The sequence below is a fragment of the Flavobacterium ajazii genome (assembly GCF_010614725.1).
Lineage (GTDB): Bacteria > Bacteroidota > Bacteroidia > Flavobacteriales > Flavobacteriaceae > Flavobacterium > Flavobacterium ajazii.
Genome location: NZ_JAAEHL010000020.1, coordinates 1 through 20,022, shown reverse-complemented (window position 1 = coordinate 20,022; position 20,022 = coordinate 1). Strand labels below are relative to the sequence as shown.

Below are 20,022 nucleotides of genomic sequence, written 5' to 3'. Positions count from 1 at the left end.
GTAGTATCGGCAATAGTTACAGTTTGGTTTTGTTGCGATGAATTAACCCCATCCGAATACGTCCAAGTTATGGTTGTCGAAGTCGTGATTGGGAACACTGCATTGGTTGTTGCCGTGATTGTTCCTGCACAATTGTCCGTAGCTGTTGGAGCGGTTAAACTCGCAACAGAACATTGGGCGTTTATAGTTGGCAAGGTCGAAACATCGGCAACTGGAGCGGTAGTATCGGCAATGGTTACGGTTTGATTTTGTTGCGATGAATTTACACCATCCGAATACGTCCAAGTTACCGTTGTAGAAGCTGTGATTGGGAACACTGCATTGGTTGTTGCCGTGATTGTTCCTGCACAATTGTCCGTAGCTGTTGGAGCGATTAAACTCGCAACCGAACATTGAGCGTTTACAGTTGGCAAAGTCGAAACATCGGCAACTGGAGCGGTAGTATCGGCATCATCAATCAATTGTTTTGAAGTTCCATCCGAAGCTGTACAACCCAAATAATTGATTTTGAAATCATCATAAATTTCAGCTGTTAACCCGGTCAAAATAAATCCGTTTGATACAACAGAAACATTGGCTGTAGTTGCTGTGCCTCCTTTGGTGTACTGCAAAGAATAGCTTCCGTCAACTAAATTGGTGGTTGCAAAATTAATTTTTCCATCCGTACCCAAACAAGTTGTTGGATGGGTAATTGTGCCTGCACTAATTGTAGTATCACAACCCATTCCTTGAATGGCAAAGCTGTAAGTGCCTTCGTCTATATCATTATTAGTAATAGTAACCGTAGCAGTTTTAAGACCTCCTGCCGAAGGATCAAAAGTAATAGCAAAAGTGGTACTTCCAGCTGTGGCTATCGAACTGTTTGGCAAAGTTGTAACAGCAAAATCTGCTGCGTTTGCTCCGCTGATATCAACCAAAGGAGTTCCTGATAAATTTAAAAATCCTGCCCCAGTATTTTCGATGGTAAAAGTTCTGGCAATCGTTCCAGAGCTAACATTTACAACATCAAAATCGGTGTGATTGGTCGTTGCTGGAACAGTGCTGCCATTTGCAATGGCAATAGCATTTCCGGTAATATTGATTTCTGGGAATGGATTATTGTATGTAAATGCAACTATATGTCCACAAGCCCCACCATTTGGTGTAAATTTGGCATACAGCGTTTGCAAGCCTGCTGGCACATTGGCCGATGCCGTGAATGTATTGGGTGCTACAAATGTTCCTGCTGATATCGTGCCAGCAGCATCGGTAAAAATGCCGTTTATGGTACCGCTAAAGCTTGCTCCATACGTAAATATAGGCATTGGACTATTGTTAACCGTTACAAAATCGGTACCGCTAATTGCATTTCCAGTTAGGGTTCCATAGCTTAAAACGCCTGTATTGCTAAAGCTTCCTGTATTGTTTAGGGTATTGGTTATTGCAATCGAACCTGCATTGGTGGTTGTGCCTGCATTTTCATAATTTCCTACAGTCATTACAATTTTTCCGCAAGCCAAATTGTTAATGGTACTAGCTGTAGCATTTGAAATACCCGCTCCAGTTGTTATGTTTATAGTACCATCATTAACCAGGTTTATTGCATCTGTTGGAGTGTAGCATTTAATAAAATCATTTGCTAGTGTCGGTGTATTTATTGTTCCGTGGTTGGTAATATTTATAGTTCCAAACTGGTTATGAAAATTACCATTAAAAACTCCTGTACTTTCGTTAGTAAAGTTGGTATTGCTAGTAATGTTGACAAATCCAATTAGTGTATTCAAATTTATAATTCCTTTATTAGTGATACTATTTGATACATTAGTACTAAAAATTCCGAAATATAAACCTGTATTTCCAGCTCCTATATTAATAGTTCCGTCATTAAGAAACGAACTGTTTGGACCGTTTAATTTTAAATAACCTTCGTCGTTGTTGCTGTTTATTAAATCCATTGTAGCACCAGCATTTACAGTCAAGGTACTATTTGTTTTAATGTCCACTTGAAAAGCCTTGGCAGTGGTACCATTCAATACCACTGGATCGTTTGTAACATCCTCTATTATAACAACATTTGTATCCGTTGGTACGCCATTGGGCGACCAGTTGCAAGGATTTGCCCAATCGGAGTTATCGAATCCTTTCCAAGTCATTATTTCGGTAGCATCGGCTACTTGAATACAGCCTACGTTTCCTGTGCCCTGAATGGCAAAAGTATAAGGATTTTCGTCTAAATCATCACTGGCAATGGTTACGGTTGCAGTTCGCAAGCCTACTGCCGATGGGTCGAAGCTAATTTCAAAATAACGAATACCGTTAGTTACCACTGTTGCGGAAGCAGGCATTTGGGTTACCGTAAAATCGCTGGCATTGGCACCGCTGATAGCTATTAATGGTGTGCCTGTTAGGGTTAAAGAAAGTGCTCCTGTATTTTCGATATAAAACCTTCTCGAAATTGAGCCAACCGCTTCGTTTACGCTCCTAAAATCCGTAAAATTGGCAAGACTTGGTGTTGTACTTCCGCTGGCAATAGGGGTATTGTTGCCTATTAGATTGATTTCTCTACAAATCCTATCGCCAGCAATTGTCCAGCCTTTGCCACCGCTGCTAGTTGGTTTTACTAGATTCTTTCTGTCAAATTCCGAAGCACAAAATCGTAGTCCTAGCGCACCTAAATTTCTGCCCGTAACGGTACCTGCATTGAAGCCCGAAAGTGTAGCGTCATAATTAGCAATATCTATTCCTGAAAAATTTAGCATATTAAACATATCTACAGAAGTATTGAATTGTGTTCCCCAAGAGGCTAGACTTTGGTTAAAAGCCGTAGCCTTGTAAAACATATACTGCATATTGGTAACATTATTGATGTTCCACGATGCGATAGAATTATTAAAAAGACTTGCGCCATAAAACATATCAGCAGTTTCTCGTACATTGGTTGTATCCCAGTTGTTAAGATCTGAATTGAATTTTTTACAATCCTGAAACATTTTATAAAGCGTAGTATTTGGTGCAAATTTGGGTGCATCCGAAAAGTTTCCTATCATATTTTCGCAACCATAAAAGGCGGCATCCATACTGTTCCAAGTTCCCGATCCCCATTGATTAATTTCTAATAATTTGAGTTTGTCTCCTGTGTTATTAATATATATAGAGGGAAAAGTGCCTCGAATGGCTACGGTATAAGTGCCTGCTGTACCGTAATCGTGGGTAACGTTTCCAGTAATTCCTGTTTGTTCAAAAACGCCATCGTTATTCCAATCTACATCATAATTGTAAGGGCCATAAATGTTGTTGGTAGGAATGGTTATCGAAGTACTATTCGAAGAACCTGCATTATCGGTTTTCCAAGTGGTAACAAAAGGATTGGCAACTGCTGTTCCTGTACCTTGTATAGCGAAGGTATAAGTACCCTCATCAGCGTCATTGTTGGCTATGCTGATTGTGGCTGTTCTGACTCCTACTGCCGATGGATCGAAAGTAATGGCAAAAGTAGTGCTTCCCGAGGCGTTTATAGTACTATTTGGCAGGGTAGTAACGGTAAAATCGGCTGCATTTGTACCGCTGATATTCACCAAAGGAGTACCCGATAAGTTCAAGGCAGCAGTTCCTGTATTTTCGATAGTAAAAGTTCTTACGATAGTTCCTGAGGCTGTATTTACCAAACCAAAATCGGTGTAGTCAGCGCTGGATGGGGTGGTATCGGCATTAGCAATAGTGGTGCTATTGCCTGTAATGTTAATTTCGGGGACACAACTTACACCAGCATCAGTGATTAACCAACCTTTTCCTCCTGTGGCTATTGATTTAACCAAATTGGCTCTTTCTACTGCCGAGGCACAGTATTTTAGTCCATTGGCTCCCAAAACTCTGCCAGTAACCGTACCGTTATTAAAGCCAATCAAAGTAGCATCGTAATTAGCCACACTCAAGCCTGAATTGTATAGCATATTTGTCATATTGACACTAGGATTAAGGCTACTTCCCCAATTGCCTATATTTTGATCGAAGGAAGTGGCATCAAAAAAGAGATCATTCAAAGATGTTGCAGCGCTCACATTCCAATTTCCTATATTCTGATTAAAATTGGTGGCTTTTTGAAACACAGAATTCATTGTTACAACATTACTCACGTTCCAGTTTTCTATGTTTTGATTAAAATTTGTAGCTTCTCGAAACATAGATCCCATAGCTGTTACGGAACTCATGTTCCAGCTTCCTATATTTTGATTAAAGTTACTTGCTTTAAAAAACATACTACGCATAGTGGTAACAGCACCCACATTCCAATTGCTTAGGTTTTGATTGAAAACTGTAGTTTTATAAAATGTATAACTCATGTCGTTTACATGACTTACATCCCAATTATTTATATTTGCAGGACCATTAAGTACAGTACAGTCAGCAAACATAAAACTCATATTGGTAACCGCCGATAAATTAGGAATATCTATAGCTGTACTATTCAAATTGTTGCAACCATAAAAAGCATCTTGCATAGATGTCCAAGCTACATCGCCCCATTGTTTTATATCGATTAAACGTAGGTTGTCTGATTCATTATTAATGACAATATGCTGAAAATTAGTTTTATCAATGCTTAAATCGATAATACCATTTGTAGGTAAGCCCGCTATTGTAGCCGATGTGCCTGTAAAAGAACCCGAACCTGTTGCACCTCCGCCGCCTACTTCGTTCCAAGTGTAGTGTACTGTGCCTGAAGTTTCTATGCCAAAACTAATTTCGTTTGCACCAGTTCCTGTTTTAGACAAATCCCAACGGGTGATGAAAGGATTACTAGAGAGTGTACCTGTTCCTTGAATAGCAAAAGTATACGGGTTCTCATCGGTATCATCGTTGGCAATAGAAACGGTTGCTGTGCGTGTGCCTAATGCAGATGGATCGAAAGTAACCACAAAAGTAGTTGTTCCTGTGGTACCAGCTACTAGCGAAGTAGGTTGGGTGGTTACTGTAAAATCTGCCGCATTGCTTCCGCTGATGGTTACTAGTGGAGTTCCTGATAAGTTTAAAGCACCAGCTCCTGTGTTTTCGATAGTAAAAGTTCTTGCAATAGTGCCTGAAGCTGTATTTACCAAACCAAAATCGGTGTGGTTGGCAAGAGTTGGTGTGGCATTGTTATTAGCAATTGTTGTGGCATTGCCTCTAATGTTGATTTCTGGATAACAAGTAGCACTCAAGGCATCTCCAGTAATTGTCCAACCCTTGCCTCCTGTGGCTGTTGGTTTAACCAAATTGGCTCTATCAGCTGCCGAGGCACAGTATTTTAAGTTTGTTGCTCCTAACAACCTGCCAGTTATAGTACCTGTATTAAAACCAGTAAGTGTTGCATCATAGTTGGCAACATTCATACCGCAGTTATCTAACATATTTGTCAAATCAACAGTAGTATTTAGTTTTGTTCCCCAAGGGGCTAGGTTTTGATTGAAAGACGTTGCTCCAGAAAACATATAGCCCATATGGTTAACCTTTCCTATATTCCAAGAACCAATATTTTGATTAAAAGCCGTAGCTCCAGAAAACATAAAGACTGTAAATTCAACATTTCCTACATTCCAAGAACCAATATTTCCATCGAAGGCTGTGGCATCTTGAAACATAGAAGCCATACTGGTAACATTTCCTACATTCCAAGAGTTCAAGTTTTGATTGAAAGCCTTGGCTCCAGAAAACATAGTTCCCATAGAGGTAACATTTATTGTATTCCAAGAACCAATATTTCCATTGAAGGCTGTGGCATCTTTAAACATGGAAACCATATTAGTAACATTCCCTACGTTCCAAGAGTTCAAGTTTTGATTGAAAGCCGTTGCTCCAGAAAACATTCCATTCATACTGGTAACATTCCCCACATTCCAAGAGTCAATATTCTGATTGAAAGTTGTGGCTCCATTAAACATTCCAAACATATTGGTAACATTCCCTACACTCCAAGAATTGATATTTTGATTGAAGGATGTGGCTCCTTTGAACATAAAAACCATATCGGTAACATTTCCGACATTCCAAGAATTGATATTTTGATTGAAGGCTGTGGCTCCCTCAAACATAGAAGCCATATTGGTAACATTCCCTACATTCCAAGAATTAATGTTTGTATTGAAGGTCGTTGCTCCTTCAAACATAGAAAACATATTCGTAACTCCTGACAAATTGGGTGCATCGGTAGCGGTGCTGTTTAAATTGACACACCCCTCAAAAGCAAATTGCATACTCGTCCAAGCAATGCTACCCCATTGGTTTATGTTGAGTATTTTGTTTTTATCGCCTCCATTAGCAAAAAAAATTCTAGGAAAAGTGCCTCGAATCGCTACGGTATAAGTACCTGCTGTACCGTAATCGTGGGTTACACTTCCTGTAAGTCCCAATTGATCAAAAGTGCCATCGTTGTTCCAATCTACATCATAGTTATAACCACTGCCAGAAGTAGGAATCCTTATCGAAGTAGCGTTAGTAGAACCTGCACTTAAATTATCGGTTTTCCAGGTGGTAATAAATGATTTAAAGTTATTGTATATAAAAGGCACTACATAACTACAGCTTCCTCCGCTAGGGGTAATTTTGGCATACAATGTTTGCGAAACAGTAGGCAATGCTCCCAAGGGTACAAAAGTATTAGGAGCCGTAAATGCCCCTGCCGATGTCGTAGCGGTAGCATTGCTAAAAATACCATCGATGGTGCCATTAAATATACCGCCATAGGTAAAAATAGGCGTTTGTGCATTATTAACAAGTACAGAACCACTGCCAGTGTTGTTTACAGTACCTGTTTTGCTACCATAATTTAAAACACCATTGTTGGTAAATGTGCCTGTATTGGTTAAAGCATTGGTTATTTGAATAAGTCCTGCGTTGGTGGTTGTACCCCCATTTGAGTAATTTCCAGCAGTCATTATAATTTTTCCGCAAGCCAAGTTGGTAATCGTCCCTCCAGTTGCATTAGAAATTCCTAATCCAGCGGTAACATTGATTGTTCCATCGTTACTTAAACTAGATGTAGCGTTAAAAGTTAAACAATTTCCTCCCTCTGTATAATTTATTGTTCCGTGGTTGGTTAGGTTTAGTGCAGATGTATTTGTTCCTCTAAAATTACCATTAAATATCCCAGTGCTTTCATTAGTAAAAGTTAACAGCGATGTGTATTCAGAATCAATTCCAAATGAGCTATTTGAATTTATAACACCTCGATTCGTAATTGTTGCTGAGACCGATCCCGTAGTTATAATCCCATATCCACTGCCTGTACCTACGTTTATTGTCCCCTCATTGTTTATTGAAGCTCCATTACCCTGTATGGTTATATAATTAGGTTGTGCACTGGTGTTTATATTTAATATTCCCCCTGTATTTACTGTTAAATTACCCGATACATTGATATACATTTCTTTGGCTACTGCGGTAATGCCGTTCTTAATAACAGGATCGTTGGCTACATCATTTATAATTACTTGGTTGGTTGTGGTTGGCACACCATTAGGTGTCCAGTTGCAAGGATTACTCCAATCATTGTTTGCAATTCCGTTCCAAGTCATATTATCGGTAGCGGTGGCAACTTGATTGCATACACCTGTGCCTGTGCCTTGAATAGCAAACGTATAAGGGTTCTCGTTGGTATCCGTATTGGCAATAGAAAGAGTTGCAGTACGCAAGCCTACTGTTGGTGGATCAAAAGTAACCACAAAAGTAGTTGTTCCTGTGGTAGGAGCTACTGGCGATGTAGGCTGGGTTGTTACCGTAAAATCGGCTGCATTTGCACCAGTAATAGCTACTTTTGGAGTGCCCGATAAGTTCAAAGGTGCAATTGCTGTATTTTCGATAGTAAAAGTTCGTGCAATAGTACCCGAAGTAAAAGCTAGCGAACCAAAATCGGTGTGGTCGGTAGTAGATGGGCTGGTGTCATTATGTAGAATCGTGTTGCCATTTCCTTTAATGTTGATTTCCGAAACGCATCCACTGCTACTATTGTCGCCAGTAATAGACCAACCCTTGCCTCCGCTAGTTGTGGGCAAAATAAGATTGGTTCTTTCTGCCGTTGCAGCACAATACTGTAATCCAGATGCACCCAAGGATTTGCCAGTAACGGTACCCGAATGAAAACCAATTAAGGTAGCATCATAATTGGCAAGGTTAAGACCACTTAGATCTAATAAATTGGCGATATTTACATTGGTATTAAACTTTGTTCCCCAAGCAGCCAAATTTTGATTAAAAGCAGTCGCTTCTTTTAACATCGTATTCATATCTGTAACCGCCGAAATATTCCAACCGCCAATGTTTTGATTAAAAGTACTTGCTTTGGTAAACATAGAACTCATATTGGTAACCGAAGACACATTCCAATTGCTTATATCTTGATTGAAAGCTGTAGCTTGATAAAACATATCTTTCATACGGGTTACATTGGCTACATTCCAACTATTGATATTGGCAGGAGCATTCAACGTACTGCAATTGTTAAACATACTTTCCATAGAGCTTACGCCACTCAAATTTGGAATGTCTGTTGCCGAAATAGTCAAATTACTGCAACCATGAAAAGCACCTTGCATCGATGTCCAGGCTACACCGCCCCATTGTTTTATATCAGTCAAACGCAGTTTGTTTGTGCCATTTGAGATTGCTATTTGTCTAAAATTGGTTTTATCAATGCTCAAATCGATAATGGCGTTTGTAGGCAAACCAGTAATTACAGCCGATGAACCCGAGAATGAACCCGAACCAGTTGCACCACCGCCACCTACTTCTTGCCAAGTGTAATGCACGTTGCCCACAGTAGATACACCAAAACTAATTTCGTTTGCACCAGATCCTGCTTTAGACAAATCCCAACGCGTGATGAAAGGATTGCTAGATAAAATACCTGTACCTTGAATAGTAAAAGTATAGGGATTCTCATCGGTATCGTTATTGGCTATAGAAACGGTTGCTGTTCTTGTTCCTGCTGCCGATGGATCGAAAGTAATAGCGAAAGTAGTTGTTCCTGTGGTAGCAGCTACTGGCGAAGTAGGTTGGGTTGTTACTGTAAAATCGGCTGCATTTGTACCACTGATGGCTACTCCACTTAGGTTTAAAGCAACAGCTCCTGTATTTTCAACAGTAAAAGTTCGTGCCACAGTTCCTGATGCTAGATCTACAGAATCAAAATCGGTGTGGTCGGCGGCACTCGGAGTTGCATCTCCACTCACAATCGAAACGCTGTTGCCTTTCAGGTTAATTTCGGGTAGACAAGCGTTCGAATTAATATAATAATGAGGTGTGCAATTTACTCTTCGACCAAGATAATCATTTCCAAAAGGGTAAGCTTTGCCTATTCCACCAGCAATACTCATATAGGAGTCTGATGCCAAAGTGGTATAAGTGCCATTAGTGTAGCGCACTCCGGCAGGTATAATAGGATTATTGTTTGTAATATAAAATGCAAAAGTGGTATTAGCAGGAATAGGAATACTCAAAGCCAAAGGAATGGGTGTTGTTTGATTTGTCCCTAAACTAGTTACAGATGCACTTCCAGCAAGAGTCCAGGCTGCAGCATTAGATTCTGACCCAACATAAGTACCCGATTTATAATATATTTCAAAAATACCCGTGACAGTACCAATCAAATTCATATCAAAACTGGTAATTGTAATTGGTGTAGCACCCGTTACAATATTAAACATAACTCCTTTATTCGAGTTGTCGCTGTTATAAGGTGTTGCTAAAGACAAGCATTGCGCCTGCATTTGTGCCATAGCAACCAAAAAGAATAATAGAGTGTACAATTTTTTCATAATAAGGGTATTTATAGTTGGGTAGGCTATGGCTATTTATTTTTTTTGCAAAAGTATGGTTAAAAAAACTATTTTGTTTTAGCAGTGTTTTTAAAAGCGGATAGAGGCTTGTTATTATAAAATTTCTAGCCACAAAATTATATCAAAACAGCAAGCAAGTGTTATCTCAAAATGGACTTTCTGTTCCTCATTTTGGACAAATTGGGTTGTCCTCCCCCCAGCCCCTCCAAAGGATGGGGAGTCGAGACGGGATTTAATGGTAAAACAACAATGGTGCTATCTTGTTTGCTTCTGGATTATTCTACTACAATTTTTTTAACTGTATGAGTCCCTTCGCTTTCCAAAAAGAGGTAGTATATTCCTTTTGAGAATGCTTCCATATTGAGGGTATTAGATTGGCTTGCATTTGTAAATTTTGTTGTTTTCAAAAGTTTTCCTGAGGCATCATAAAGGGTTGCTTTTTCTAAAACAATATGGTCTATATGCAATTCGCCTTGGGTTGGATTGGGGTAGAGGCTCATTTTTTCAAAAACAGTTTCTTGTACCCCCAAGTTAGAACAGGCGGTGTTGTAGGTTGCCGTAGCATCTTTTTGGGTACTCCAATTGGTGTTGGAATACACCGCATCATCTACTTGAATGCAGCTTAAATTGGGGTTTAGTCTGGCTTCAAAAGTGGCAATCGAGGTGTTTGTTCCGTTTTTTAAATTTAGGCTCGTCAATTGATTCGTACGACAATTTAAGTCTTTTAAAGCAGTATTGCTTGACACATCCAAACTTGTTATTTGATTTTCCTGACAGTACAATCTAGTCAGTTTGGTGTTGGTGATAACACTCAAACTAGTTAATTGATTGGTATAGCAAAAGAGAAAATTCAAATCAGGATTGGCAGCAAGATTCAAACTTGTCAATTTATTCGAATTGCAGTATAAATTGTACAATACGGGATTTGTAGTAAAATCGATGTTTGATAATTGATTGGTTTCGCAATTCAAAGTAGCCAATTTGCTGCTTCCTGTAACATTCAGGTTTGTTAAGGCATTGTTGGAGCAATCTAAATAGTTCAATTCTTTATTTTGAGAAACATCTAAACTAGTCAACTGGTTGTCTTGACAATATAAAACCTGCAATTTGGTAAAATCCTGAATACCCGATAAATTACTGATACCGCTATTGGACACATTCAACAAAAACCGACCGGATATATTGGCGGTCAAAACCCGTCCGTCGGCAACCCCTGAATCAATGCCCAAGGCAATCAATTTGTTTTCAAAATTAATATCGGGAATAGCGGTGTATTGTGCAAAACCAAGTAAGGAGGATAGAAAAAAGAGTGCAGATAATTTCATAATATTTTTGTTTTTTAATCCCGACAAAATTCGGTCAAAAAACAAGGTATTGCCTTCCTCAAAATGGACTTTCTGTTCCTCGTTTTGGACAGGGTGGGAATTGGAGGGCTTATTTTTGCTAGGGTTTCTTGTAAAATTTACGGATCTTCAGAAAAAGAGAATAGATTTGACAACTGGTAAAAAGTTGCCAAATCTATTTTTTTGAATTTCATTAATTAGACAAAAAATAAAACCAATTATTTGTGATTTACATTACTTGCAATTAAGGTTGCGTTAATCTCGTATTCTATATGATCTAAACCATCCTTATAATCGATAATGTAAATTTTAGATGAATTGATTGACACAAAGTCTGAAATATTTATTTTAATAGGGCTTTTGGTTATTTCGTCACTACCGTTTAATCCATTTCCATCATCATCATAAAGCTTAATTTCTATAGTATTGTCAAACCAAATAGATCGTCCACAATTCCAAGTATAGCCTTCTTTTACAGACATATAGTCGTATGTTGGATAGCGATATGGAGTGATTGTTTCATCTGCTTTGAATGTAAAATAAATCTCATTCTCATTTCCTCCACCATCATTTTTTGGATGAATACATTTTATGGATTCTATAATCAATAAATTGTTTTTTACGGGTTGATAAGTTCGGCTAAATCCCTCTAAATATTGAGAATCTAGAACAATAGTGTAACTCTCTTGCTCGTTCACTCCATTTTCTTCACGAGCACCTATCTCTGCTGTAACTCCTAATGTTTTATTAGAACCTCTTTTAGCATAAACTATTTTTGTGGCAATTTCTGAAGCAAATCCTAATTCAACTTCTGTGGCTAGTGAAAAACCTCCTAAATCAGCAGGAGCATTAGACCAAAGTCCAAAATGCACACCTAAAAGGACTCCTTCGTCTATTCCTTCGGTTAGTTCAACCGAAATAAACTCGGATGAAGATACTCCTTTGTTAATTCCTACTCCTATTGCTAGACCTATTGTTGCTGTAAAACCAAAAAACAATTCGGCTTCAATATTAAGACCAATAGAAAAACTACCTGCATCTAGCCCAGTGATGTCTAATAATTTTTTAAGTGAATCAAACACTTTATTGTCAAATATTGATTTTAGTTTTTGTTGAACTCCAAGCAAGTTAGATTCACTAATTAAGAGGTTTAACTCCAGACCATCGGCTGACGCTTGATAGGTTTTCCAAGCTTTAAAGGCTTCAATAAACAGCTCTTTCTCGGTTATAGTTATAGTATTGTTTTGTCTAAATACCTGCCCTAAAGGTTGCTTTGTTTTATCGTAATTTTCTATAAAAGGAGCCAAATCGGCTATTAATTGTTTGTTCATTGGATAGTATTTTTTAAATTATTAAATGATTTTTTATTTGTTGTAAGTGTACTCAATACTGTAATTTTGACCATTAAGATTGCTTAGCCTAACTTGTCCCGATCCCGATCCAGGTCTAAAATCATAGCTTTGTAAATAAGTATCATTGATATACAAATTTGTTTCATCTTTATCCCACAAGGTTACAAGTGCCTCGTAATCAAAATATATTGTCAGTGGGATTTGGCTTCCATTAGGGTCTAATAATACAGGAACCCAAGTATTGCCACTTTTCATGGATTCGGAGTCGTCTCTGTTTTTAGGTACCCTAAAAGTAACTCCTGCATCACTTTGGTATTTTAAATAGACTTCGTCGTGTCCAATTTCTGAAGCAGAATTACACGTAATTTTGTTAATTGTAACAGAATGTTTTTTCATTTGTTGGTGTTTTAATTAATTATTTATATTTAATTAGATTCGTAATCAATCGATTTTTGTTTACGAATAGCCTTACAAACTTATAAAAAAACCTTCCCAATGTTATTCTCCAAAAAATACTTTCTATTCCTCATTTTGATAAAAAAAGCGACTGTCTCAAATTGAAATAGCCGCTTTTTTTAATAATTATTATTTCGTTCCTTGTTTTAAACTTTTTATTCCTCAAAACAAATTTTTTGTACTAATTAATAGTTTTTTAAAACTAATACGTTCATTATTAATGAATTTTATAGTTAATATAGCTTCCTGAAAAATCAATCGTTCTAATTTGCGTAGAACAAAACATTTATATTTTGTTACTTTTTTTAGAGTCATTGCTTTGTTCCTCGTAAAGACGGAAATTATCAGTTGTCTAAATTATAGCTACCGCCACTCTGAAGCCGTCTTCCCAAACTTCTCCTGAAATACTTTAGAGAAATACGGCAGACTCTCAAAGCCCACTTCGAATGCAATTTGTGAGACGGTTTTGTTACCTTTTTTGAGCATTTCAGAAGCTTTCTCTAAACGATAGTTTCTTACAAACTCGTTAGTAGTTTGGTTGGTAATGGCTTTTAATTTTCTACGCAATTGCACAGAAGTCAGCTTCATTTCGCTGGCAAAAGTAGCGGCATCAAATTCGCTCTTTTCTAAATAGCTGTCTATAACAGCTTGTGCTTTTTCGATAAACAAATCCTCTATCGTAGGTTCAGGCACTACGATTATTTCGGGATTAATTTCAATGGTTTGGTTGGTATATTTCTCTCGCAATAATTGTCTTTGCTGAATTAAATTGCCTACCCTCAGGATTAGTTCTTCTTTATTAAAAGGTTTTGATAAATAATCATCAGCACCCTGTTGTAATCCCACTAATTTATCATCTACTGTGGCCTTTGCTGTAAGCATAATTATAGGGATATGGCTAATTCTTTCATCATTTTTAAGTTTAAAACATAAACTCAATCCATCTAATTTGGGCATCATCAAATCAGAAATTATAATGTCTGGAACAAATTCAATTGCTTTTTCCAATCCCTCTTCACCATCTGCTGCCATAATCAATTGGTATTGGTTTTCGAAAATAGAAGCTATATAAAAACGCAAATCGGGATTATCCTCTATAATGAGCATGATTTTTGCATCATCATTATTATTTTGCTGATTTTCTGAATCTGGTTTGCCTATTTCAAAATGGGGTAGTAAATTAGTGCTTACTTTGTAAGTATGCACATAATTTGTAGGTGTGTCTAAATGTTCGTAGGGCAAGTTTAAGGAAAAACGAGTACCTTTATTCACTTTACTCTCTACCTTAATAGTTCCTTTTAATACATCCATCAATTCCTTTACAAGTGCCAGACCAATACCTGTTCCTTCATGCTGACGTTGGTTCGAATCATCAATCTGATAAAATCTATTAAAGATATAGGATAATCTTTCCTGAGCTATTCCAATTCCTGAATCTTCGATGATTATTTCCAGACTACGCTCAGTTTTGTGTTTGATTGATGAAACGCCAAAATTATCAAACAGAATCTGTACTGTAATCCTTCCATTTTTTGGCGTAAATTTAAAAGCATTTGATAGTAAGTTGATAATTATTTTTTCTAGTTTATCTAAATCGAAATAACCGAACTCCTGATTTTGGTTTATAGATAGATTAAAAACAATGCTTTTGTCTTGTGCTAACGATTCGAAAGATCCTATTAGTTGCTGTAAAAATAAAACTATATCTGCTTTTTCTTTTTGAATTCCCATCTCTCCGGCTTCGAGTTTTGAGATTTCTAGTATTTGATTGATCAAATTTTGTAATCTGCTCAAATTACGCTGCATTATTTTCAGAATACTTTCATTAGGGTATTTTTTTTGTAAATCGTCAACAGGACCTACCAATAAGGTAAGTGGAGTGCGAAATTCATGAGAAATGTTGGTAAAAAATCTTGTTTTTAAGTCATCAAGTTCTTTAAGTTGCTTGTTTTGTAATTGTTTTAGTTGTAATTGTTTCTCCGAAAATACTTTTTTCTGTTCTGATTTTTTAATAATTCTACCTAAGAAAAATATAAAAACAATGATTTCAATGGTAAAAAGAGCATATGATAAGCCGTAAAATGGGAAATACTCTATCCATCCGGTAAGTGGAAAATAGAGTAGAGTGGTGCCAATTAATCCTAAAATGATTGGTATTGCATAATAAATGTCAATCAGCATTTTTTTGTAAAGACAATAGATAATTAAAACAAGAAAATAAATACAAGATAAAACGACATTATAAATTCCTCCTTTGAGCCAATACCATTGATAATCAAAAAAAGTCATAACATTCAGAAATAACGAAACGAAAATTGAAATTAAAATAAATCGTTTCACCGAATTTGATATTTTTTTAATGTCCACAGCATACAATAGAAAAATGGCAACACCAGTTGAGAAATTACTGTAACATAAAAAATTTATTTTGACTGCCAGTTCTGGATTGTTTGTAAATAAAGGACCTGCTATATTAGTATACCCCCAATAAGCTAAAGTTTTAAAAACAATAATTACTGAATATAACCTAAAATCCAATTCTTTAATTACAAAAAAGCTAAGAGTGAAAATTAAAAAAAGTCTAAAAATAATTAACCCATTTAACAAGCCTTGGGTAGTACAATTATCAATACGAGAAAAATAATAAGCCTGTTTTGAATAAAGCCGTACCATTGCAAAATGTCCCCGTTTGCTACTAACTTTTATAAAAATACTTTTAGATTGGTTAGGTTCTAATGTAATAGGGAATTTAGGGTATTCGTCTATCAATGTTTTCTCTCTCTCAGATGTAATAATTTTTTGTGTTTTATGAGAATATTTTTTTTGGGAAGAATTAGAAATATAAAAATCAAGTTGTTCCACTAATGGGTTCGCCCATAGTAAAAATAACTCTTGTCTATGTGTCGAAGAGTTGTTCTTAATTTTAAATTTTATCCAATAAACAGCATTAGAAAAAGGAAAACTAAGATATTCTTTTTTTGTTTTAGTGAAAATTTGTTTTTGAACCTCTCTTAAACCTAAACTGGCTGTTGAATCTTTAAATGTTGATACAGAATTAGTTAAGTTATATGGGTATTTTTGGCCTTCTTTTAGGCTTATTGTTTGGGCATAATTTTGGTTTGTAACTATAGAAAATAATATGACAAAATAAATTCTATTTAAAAATATAAACTTTGTCATTTTAACGTTTTTTTGTTTTCAAGAGCTTTATATTTAATGGATTGCGAATGTAATGAATTATATTTTTCTGGCAAAAACAATGTACTGTTTAGGTAAAGTAAGGTTTGGTTTTATAAAAAAGCACAATAATACTTTAAAAAGAAAAGCTAATTTATCGTCTTAACATTATAAATAAAAAATAATCTCTCATATGTTATGTAAGAAAAAACCTTTATTTTTTTCATTTTTTTAGGAGAGTAGAATAATACAAAATACTAAACATAATCATTGGTGTAAAAAGTAGCCTAACTTTATAATAATATTTCTTAAGAAAAGACAAGAGAACATTTGAATATTATTAGAGTATTTCTATTTTATATATTGTCAAAGCATATTTATAAAACGTCTAAAATAAATATTTAGGATTATTTCTGGTTGCAAAAAATGATTTTTAAATGCTAATCCTGATTTTCTCTATAGAATCATAATCAAATATAATTTTGTATGGATTTCAAAAGTAATTTTTTTGTTCAGAAAAAGATGTTTTTGAATTAATTTAAGTTGCTAGTTAATGGATTTACTCAATTGTAGCTAAACACAAATAAGGTTAGCTTTGTAATGAATATTTGAAGCGTAACGAAGTGTAACTGCATTGTTCTTGAAAACTTTTTTTTGATGCCACTTATATATAGCTGTTTCTAATTTTTGATTTTTAGTTTTTCATTTTTTTATTCGATTGTATCTCTTCTACTTAAGATATTTTTTTTCTGAGAAGGAATATCTTGTAGTCATAATTCGTATAAGCACTATCTACATATACATGTTGCTTATGTGGGTAATTTGTTAATTATTTTTCCTAATACTTTGGCATCTTAGGTTTTCTTTGGTGTAAAATGAAGAACTACTGTAATTCCATTTCTTGTGGTTAGTAATTGTATTTTGATGCCATAAAAATAGTTTCTCATACTTGCCTTGTAACCTCCTAACTGAAGTCTTTTTTGGTACTATTTAATTAGTTAAAAATAAAAGTTGATTTATGTAAATAAAGTATGAAAATAAAATTGTGAGTAAAGTTTCAATTTTAGTAGGTCATTAGATTAGAAAGAAAATGACTAAGGATGGAGATATAAGAAGTTTTAAAAGATGTTTTTTTCAAAACGTATTGTTTTTTTAAGCGTAATAGAGTAGAAGATTACAATTTTAAAAAGAATATTTAGAAATCAGTAAGGTTTTGTTTTAAAAATAAACAACTGAATTACAGTGCCTTATTTTGATTGTGTTTTTGTGAGATATTTTTGTTTGCCAAAATCTTCGTTTTTGCACAAGGTTTAGTCGCGCTCATCAATTAAAGGTTACTTCATTTTGTTCTTTTGCACGCTACTAAATAGAATATTTATTTTTATGAAAAAAACACGACTCTTTAATTTTTGGGAAGTCTTTCAAAAACTAAAAATGTTGCCATTATTTGAGGTAATTTTTCTTAAGTCTTTTTTGCTAAAACTGTATAAAAAGGAACACATCATTTTTAGTCTGAAAATGTTATTGATTAATGAAAAAAAGAGATTGAATCTACATCTGTTTTTTTTCTTTTTATTTTTTAACCTGAATGGTTTTTCCCAGACCAATATTTCAGGGATAGTAAATAGCTATTTTTCGGTTACAGCGATCAATCAGCCAGTTTGTGCACCTTGTGATTTAACCTGTGTTAATACTATTACAGTTAGTAATTCAGCTGGGCTTTCTGTTGGAGATAAGGCTTTGATTATTCAAATGAAGGGTGCTGCAATAGATGTAACCAATACTAGTACAGGTGGAAATATATCAGCTATTAACAATACAGGTAATTATGAGTTTTTTGAAATTAAAAGTATTGTAGGTAATGTAATAACACCTGTATATCCTTTAATTAAAAATTATACAATTAGTGGTTTAGTGCAGGTTGTAAGAGTTCCAAAATACACAGGAACAGTAAATATTAATGGAACTTTAACGGCTAAAGACTGGATTAATGCAGATAAAACTGGAGGCGTATTGGCTATTCAGGCCGATAAAGTAACTTTTAATGCTAATATAGATGTTGCAGGAAAGGGATATCAGGGAATCCAAATGTTAACAAATGGACCTAATAATGATTGTACCATCAATCCTAATATTCAATACGTTCAAAATAGTGCTTATACAGCTTCTTTTACAAAAGGGGATGGTATTGTTATAGATAATACAAATAACAACAGAGGACGATCTCCACGTGCAAATGGAGGTGGTTCGGGTGTTTCTGGTGATTCAGGAGGTGGAGGAGGATCCAACTACGGAGCCGGAGGAGAAGGAGGAAAACGTTGGTGTGATGTTAATGGACTAAATGCCGGTGGGATAGGTGGTGTAAGTTTATCAACTTATTTTGCTCAGGATAAAGTTTTCCTTGGTGGAGCCGGAGGATCGGGATACGTAACAACAAGTAACCCATCTTCTGCAGCAGATGGCGGAGGTATCGTTGTCATTTTCGCTAACGAAATTATAGGAAATGGTTATTCAATTATTGCTGATGGTTTCGCACCGTTAGCGGTTAATCCTACAGGTGCACCAGATGGTGGAGGCGGTGGAGGTGCCGGAGGGACCGTAGTTTTAAAGTCACCTGTCTTTACAGGTAATCTGACAGTATCTACTAAAGGTGGTGATGGTCAGGATTTAAATACAAACACTTATCATGGTCCAGGTGGTGGAGGTGGTGGAGGTGCTTTGCTTTATTCTTTAGCAAGTCTTCCTGCTAACGTAACATTAATTTCTACCGGAGGTATCGGAGGACAGCATTTGGACGGACAAAGAAATGGATCTCAAAATGGATCAACTGGAGGAAGTGTTTCGTTATATATTCCTATAGAAAATCCTAATTATGAAGGAAATCAGGATAATGATGGTCTTAATGTAGAATGTGATTTAGACGATGATAATGACGGTATTTTAGATACGGTTGAAATAGGAGGTTTAACAGATCCTTTTGGAGATGCAGATGGGGATAAAAAATTGAATTATGTAGATAAAGATGCTGCCGGATTTGTGGATACAAATTCTGATGGTATTGATGATAGGTATGATGAGGATTTAGATGGAATTATAAACCAACTGGATTTAGACTCAGATAATGATGGATGTCCGGATTCAGTCGAAGCATATGGAAGTACTACGGTAGATCCAGATTCAAATGGATATTATGGTACTGGAAATCCTCCGGTAACAAATGCGGCAGATGGTAAGGTAACTGCAGCACCATATACCGTTCCTGTAAATACTAATGGTACATCAAAAGCAAATTATTTAGTATCAAATAAAGTTTCAATTACAGCCCAGCCTACGGATATAAATACAAATCCGGGCTTAAATGCAACTTTTACAGCTACAGTTACAGGAAATCAACTTGTATATGTTTGGAAGCAAAGTATTGATAATGGTTTAAACTGGACAACTGTTACTAATGGAGGAACGAATCCTGCTTTTTCAAATGCAGCTACAAATTCTTTAACCTTAACGAATATTCCGCTTTCATATAATAACTATCAGTACAGATTAGATGTAACTAGTACTTCAAATGTTTGTGCGCAACTTTCATCTAATGCTGCGTTATTGCAGATTATTAATCGAGTTCCGGTTGCAGTAAACGACAGTTATACCGTTTCCGAAGATGGTACAGTTACTTTAAATCCTTTAGCATTGGATACAGATGTTGACGGAGATACCTTAACCATTACATCGATCAACGGAACGGCTTTAACAGGTACAACCCAAACCATCACGGTTAGCAGCGGAACAGTAAACATTACCGCTTCAGGTGTGATTAGTTTTACACCAAATACAAACTTTAACTCAGCTACAGCGATCAGCATTCCTTATGTGATTACAGACGGAACCGCTACAGCTACAGCCAATGAA

Annotated in this window: 6 protein-coding genes and 1 pseudogene; 1 reads left to right on the top strand and 6 read right to left on the bottom strand. The window is 35.9% G+C overall.

Annotated elements, in window-relative coordinates; all coding sequences use genetic code 11:
- The 6 genes and pseudogenes from GWR14_RS23515 to GWR14_RS24145 all read right to left on the bottom strand — a co-directional run.
- Positions 1-9,767: BspA family leucine-rich repeat surface protein (locus tag GWR14_RS23515; protein ID WP_163411588.1), on the bottom strand; the 9,767-nt coding region annotated here is incomplete at its 3' end.
- A gap of 296 nt (positions 9,768-10,063) precedes the next feature.
- Positions 10,064-11,113 (bottom strand): T9SS type A sorting domain-containing protein, encoded by a 1,050-nt coding sequence (locus GWR14_RS23510; RefSeq protein WP_163411587.1) that lies wholly within the window; start codon positions 11,111-11,113, stop codon positions 10,064-10,066.
- Positions 11,114-11,349: 236 nt separating this feature from the next.
- Positions 11,350-12,462, bottom strand: a complete 1,113-nt coding sequence (locus GWR14_RS23505; RefSeq protein ID WP_163411586.1) for a hypothetical protein — start codon at positions 12,460-12,462, stop codon at positions 11,350-11,352.
- 33 nt (positions 12,463-12,495) lie between these two features.
- Complete coding sequence (locus tag GWR14_RS23500) at positions 12,496-12,879, bottom strand: hypothetical protein (protein ID WP_163411585.1); 384 nt, start codon at positions 12,877-12,879, stop codon at positions 12,496-12,498.
- 423 nt (positions 12,880-13,302) lie between these two features.
- Positions 13,303-16,119 (bottom strand): response regulator, encoded by a 2,817-nt coding sequence (locus GWR14_RS23495; RefSeq protein WP_163411584.1) that lies wholly within the window; start codon positions 16,117-16,119, stop codon positions 13,303-13,305.
- A 543-nt stretch (positions 16,120-16,662) separates the two neighbouring features.
- A pseudogene (locus tag GWR14_RS24145) lies at positions 16,663-17,078 on the bottom strand (transposase); the annotation flags it as partial.
- Positions 17,079-17,661: 583 nt separating this feature from the next.
- On the opposite strand from GWR14_RS24145, the gene GWR14_RS23490 reads away from it, so the two are divergent.
- Positions 17,662-20,022, top strand: a 2,361-nt coding sequence (locus GWR14_RS23490) for an Ig-like domain-containing protein (protein WP_223150999.1), incomplete at its 3' end; no start/stop codon positions are given.

Excerpts from the sequence above, each read along its gene's own strand:
- GWR14_RS23510 (WP_163411587.1), bottom strand. The coding sequence starts at position 11,113 with ATGAAATTATCTGCACTCTTTTTTCTATCCTCCTTACTTGGTTTTGCA.
- GWR14_RS23505 (WP_163411586.1), bottom strand. The coding sequence starts at position 12,462 with ATGAACAAACAATTAATAGCCGATTTGGCTCCTTTTATAGAAAATTAC.
- GWR14_RS23500 (WP_163411585.1), bottom strand. The coding sequence starts at position 12,879 with ATGAAAAAACATTCTGTTACAATTAACAAAATTACGTGTAATTCTGCT.
- GWR14_RS23495 (WP_163411584.1), bottom strand. The coding sequence starts at position 16,119 with ATGACAAAGTTTATATTTTTAAATAGAATTTATTTTGTCATATTATTT.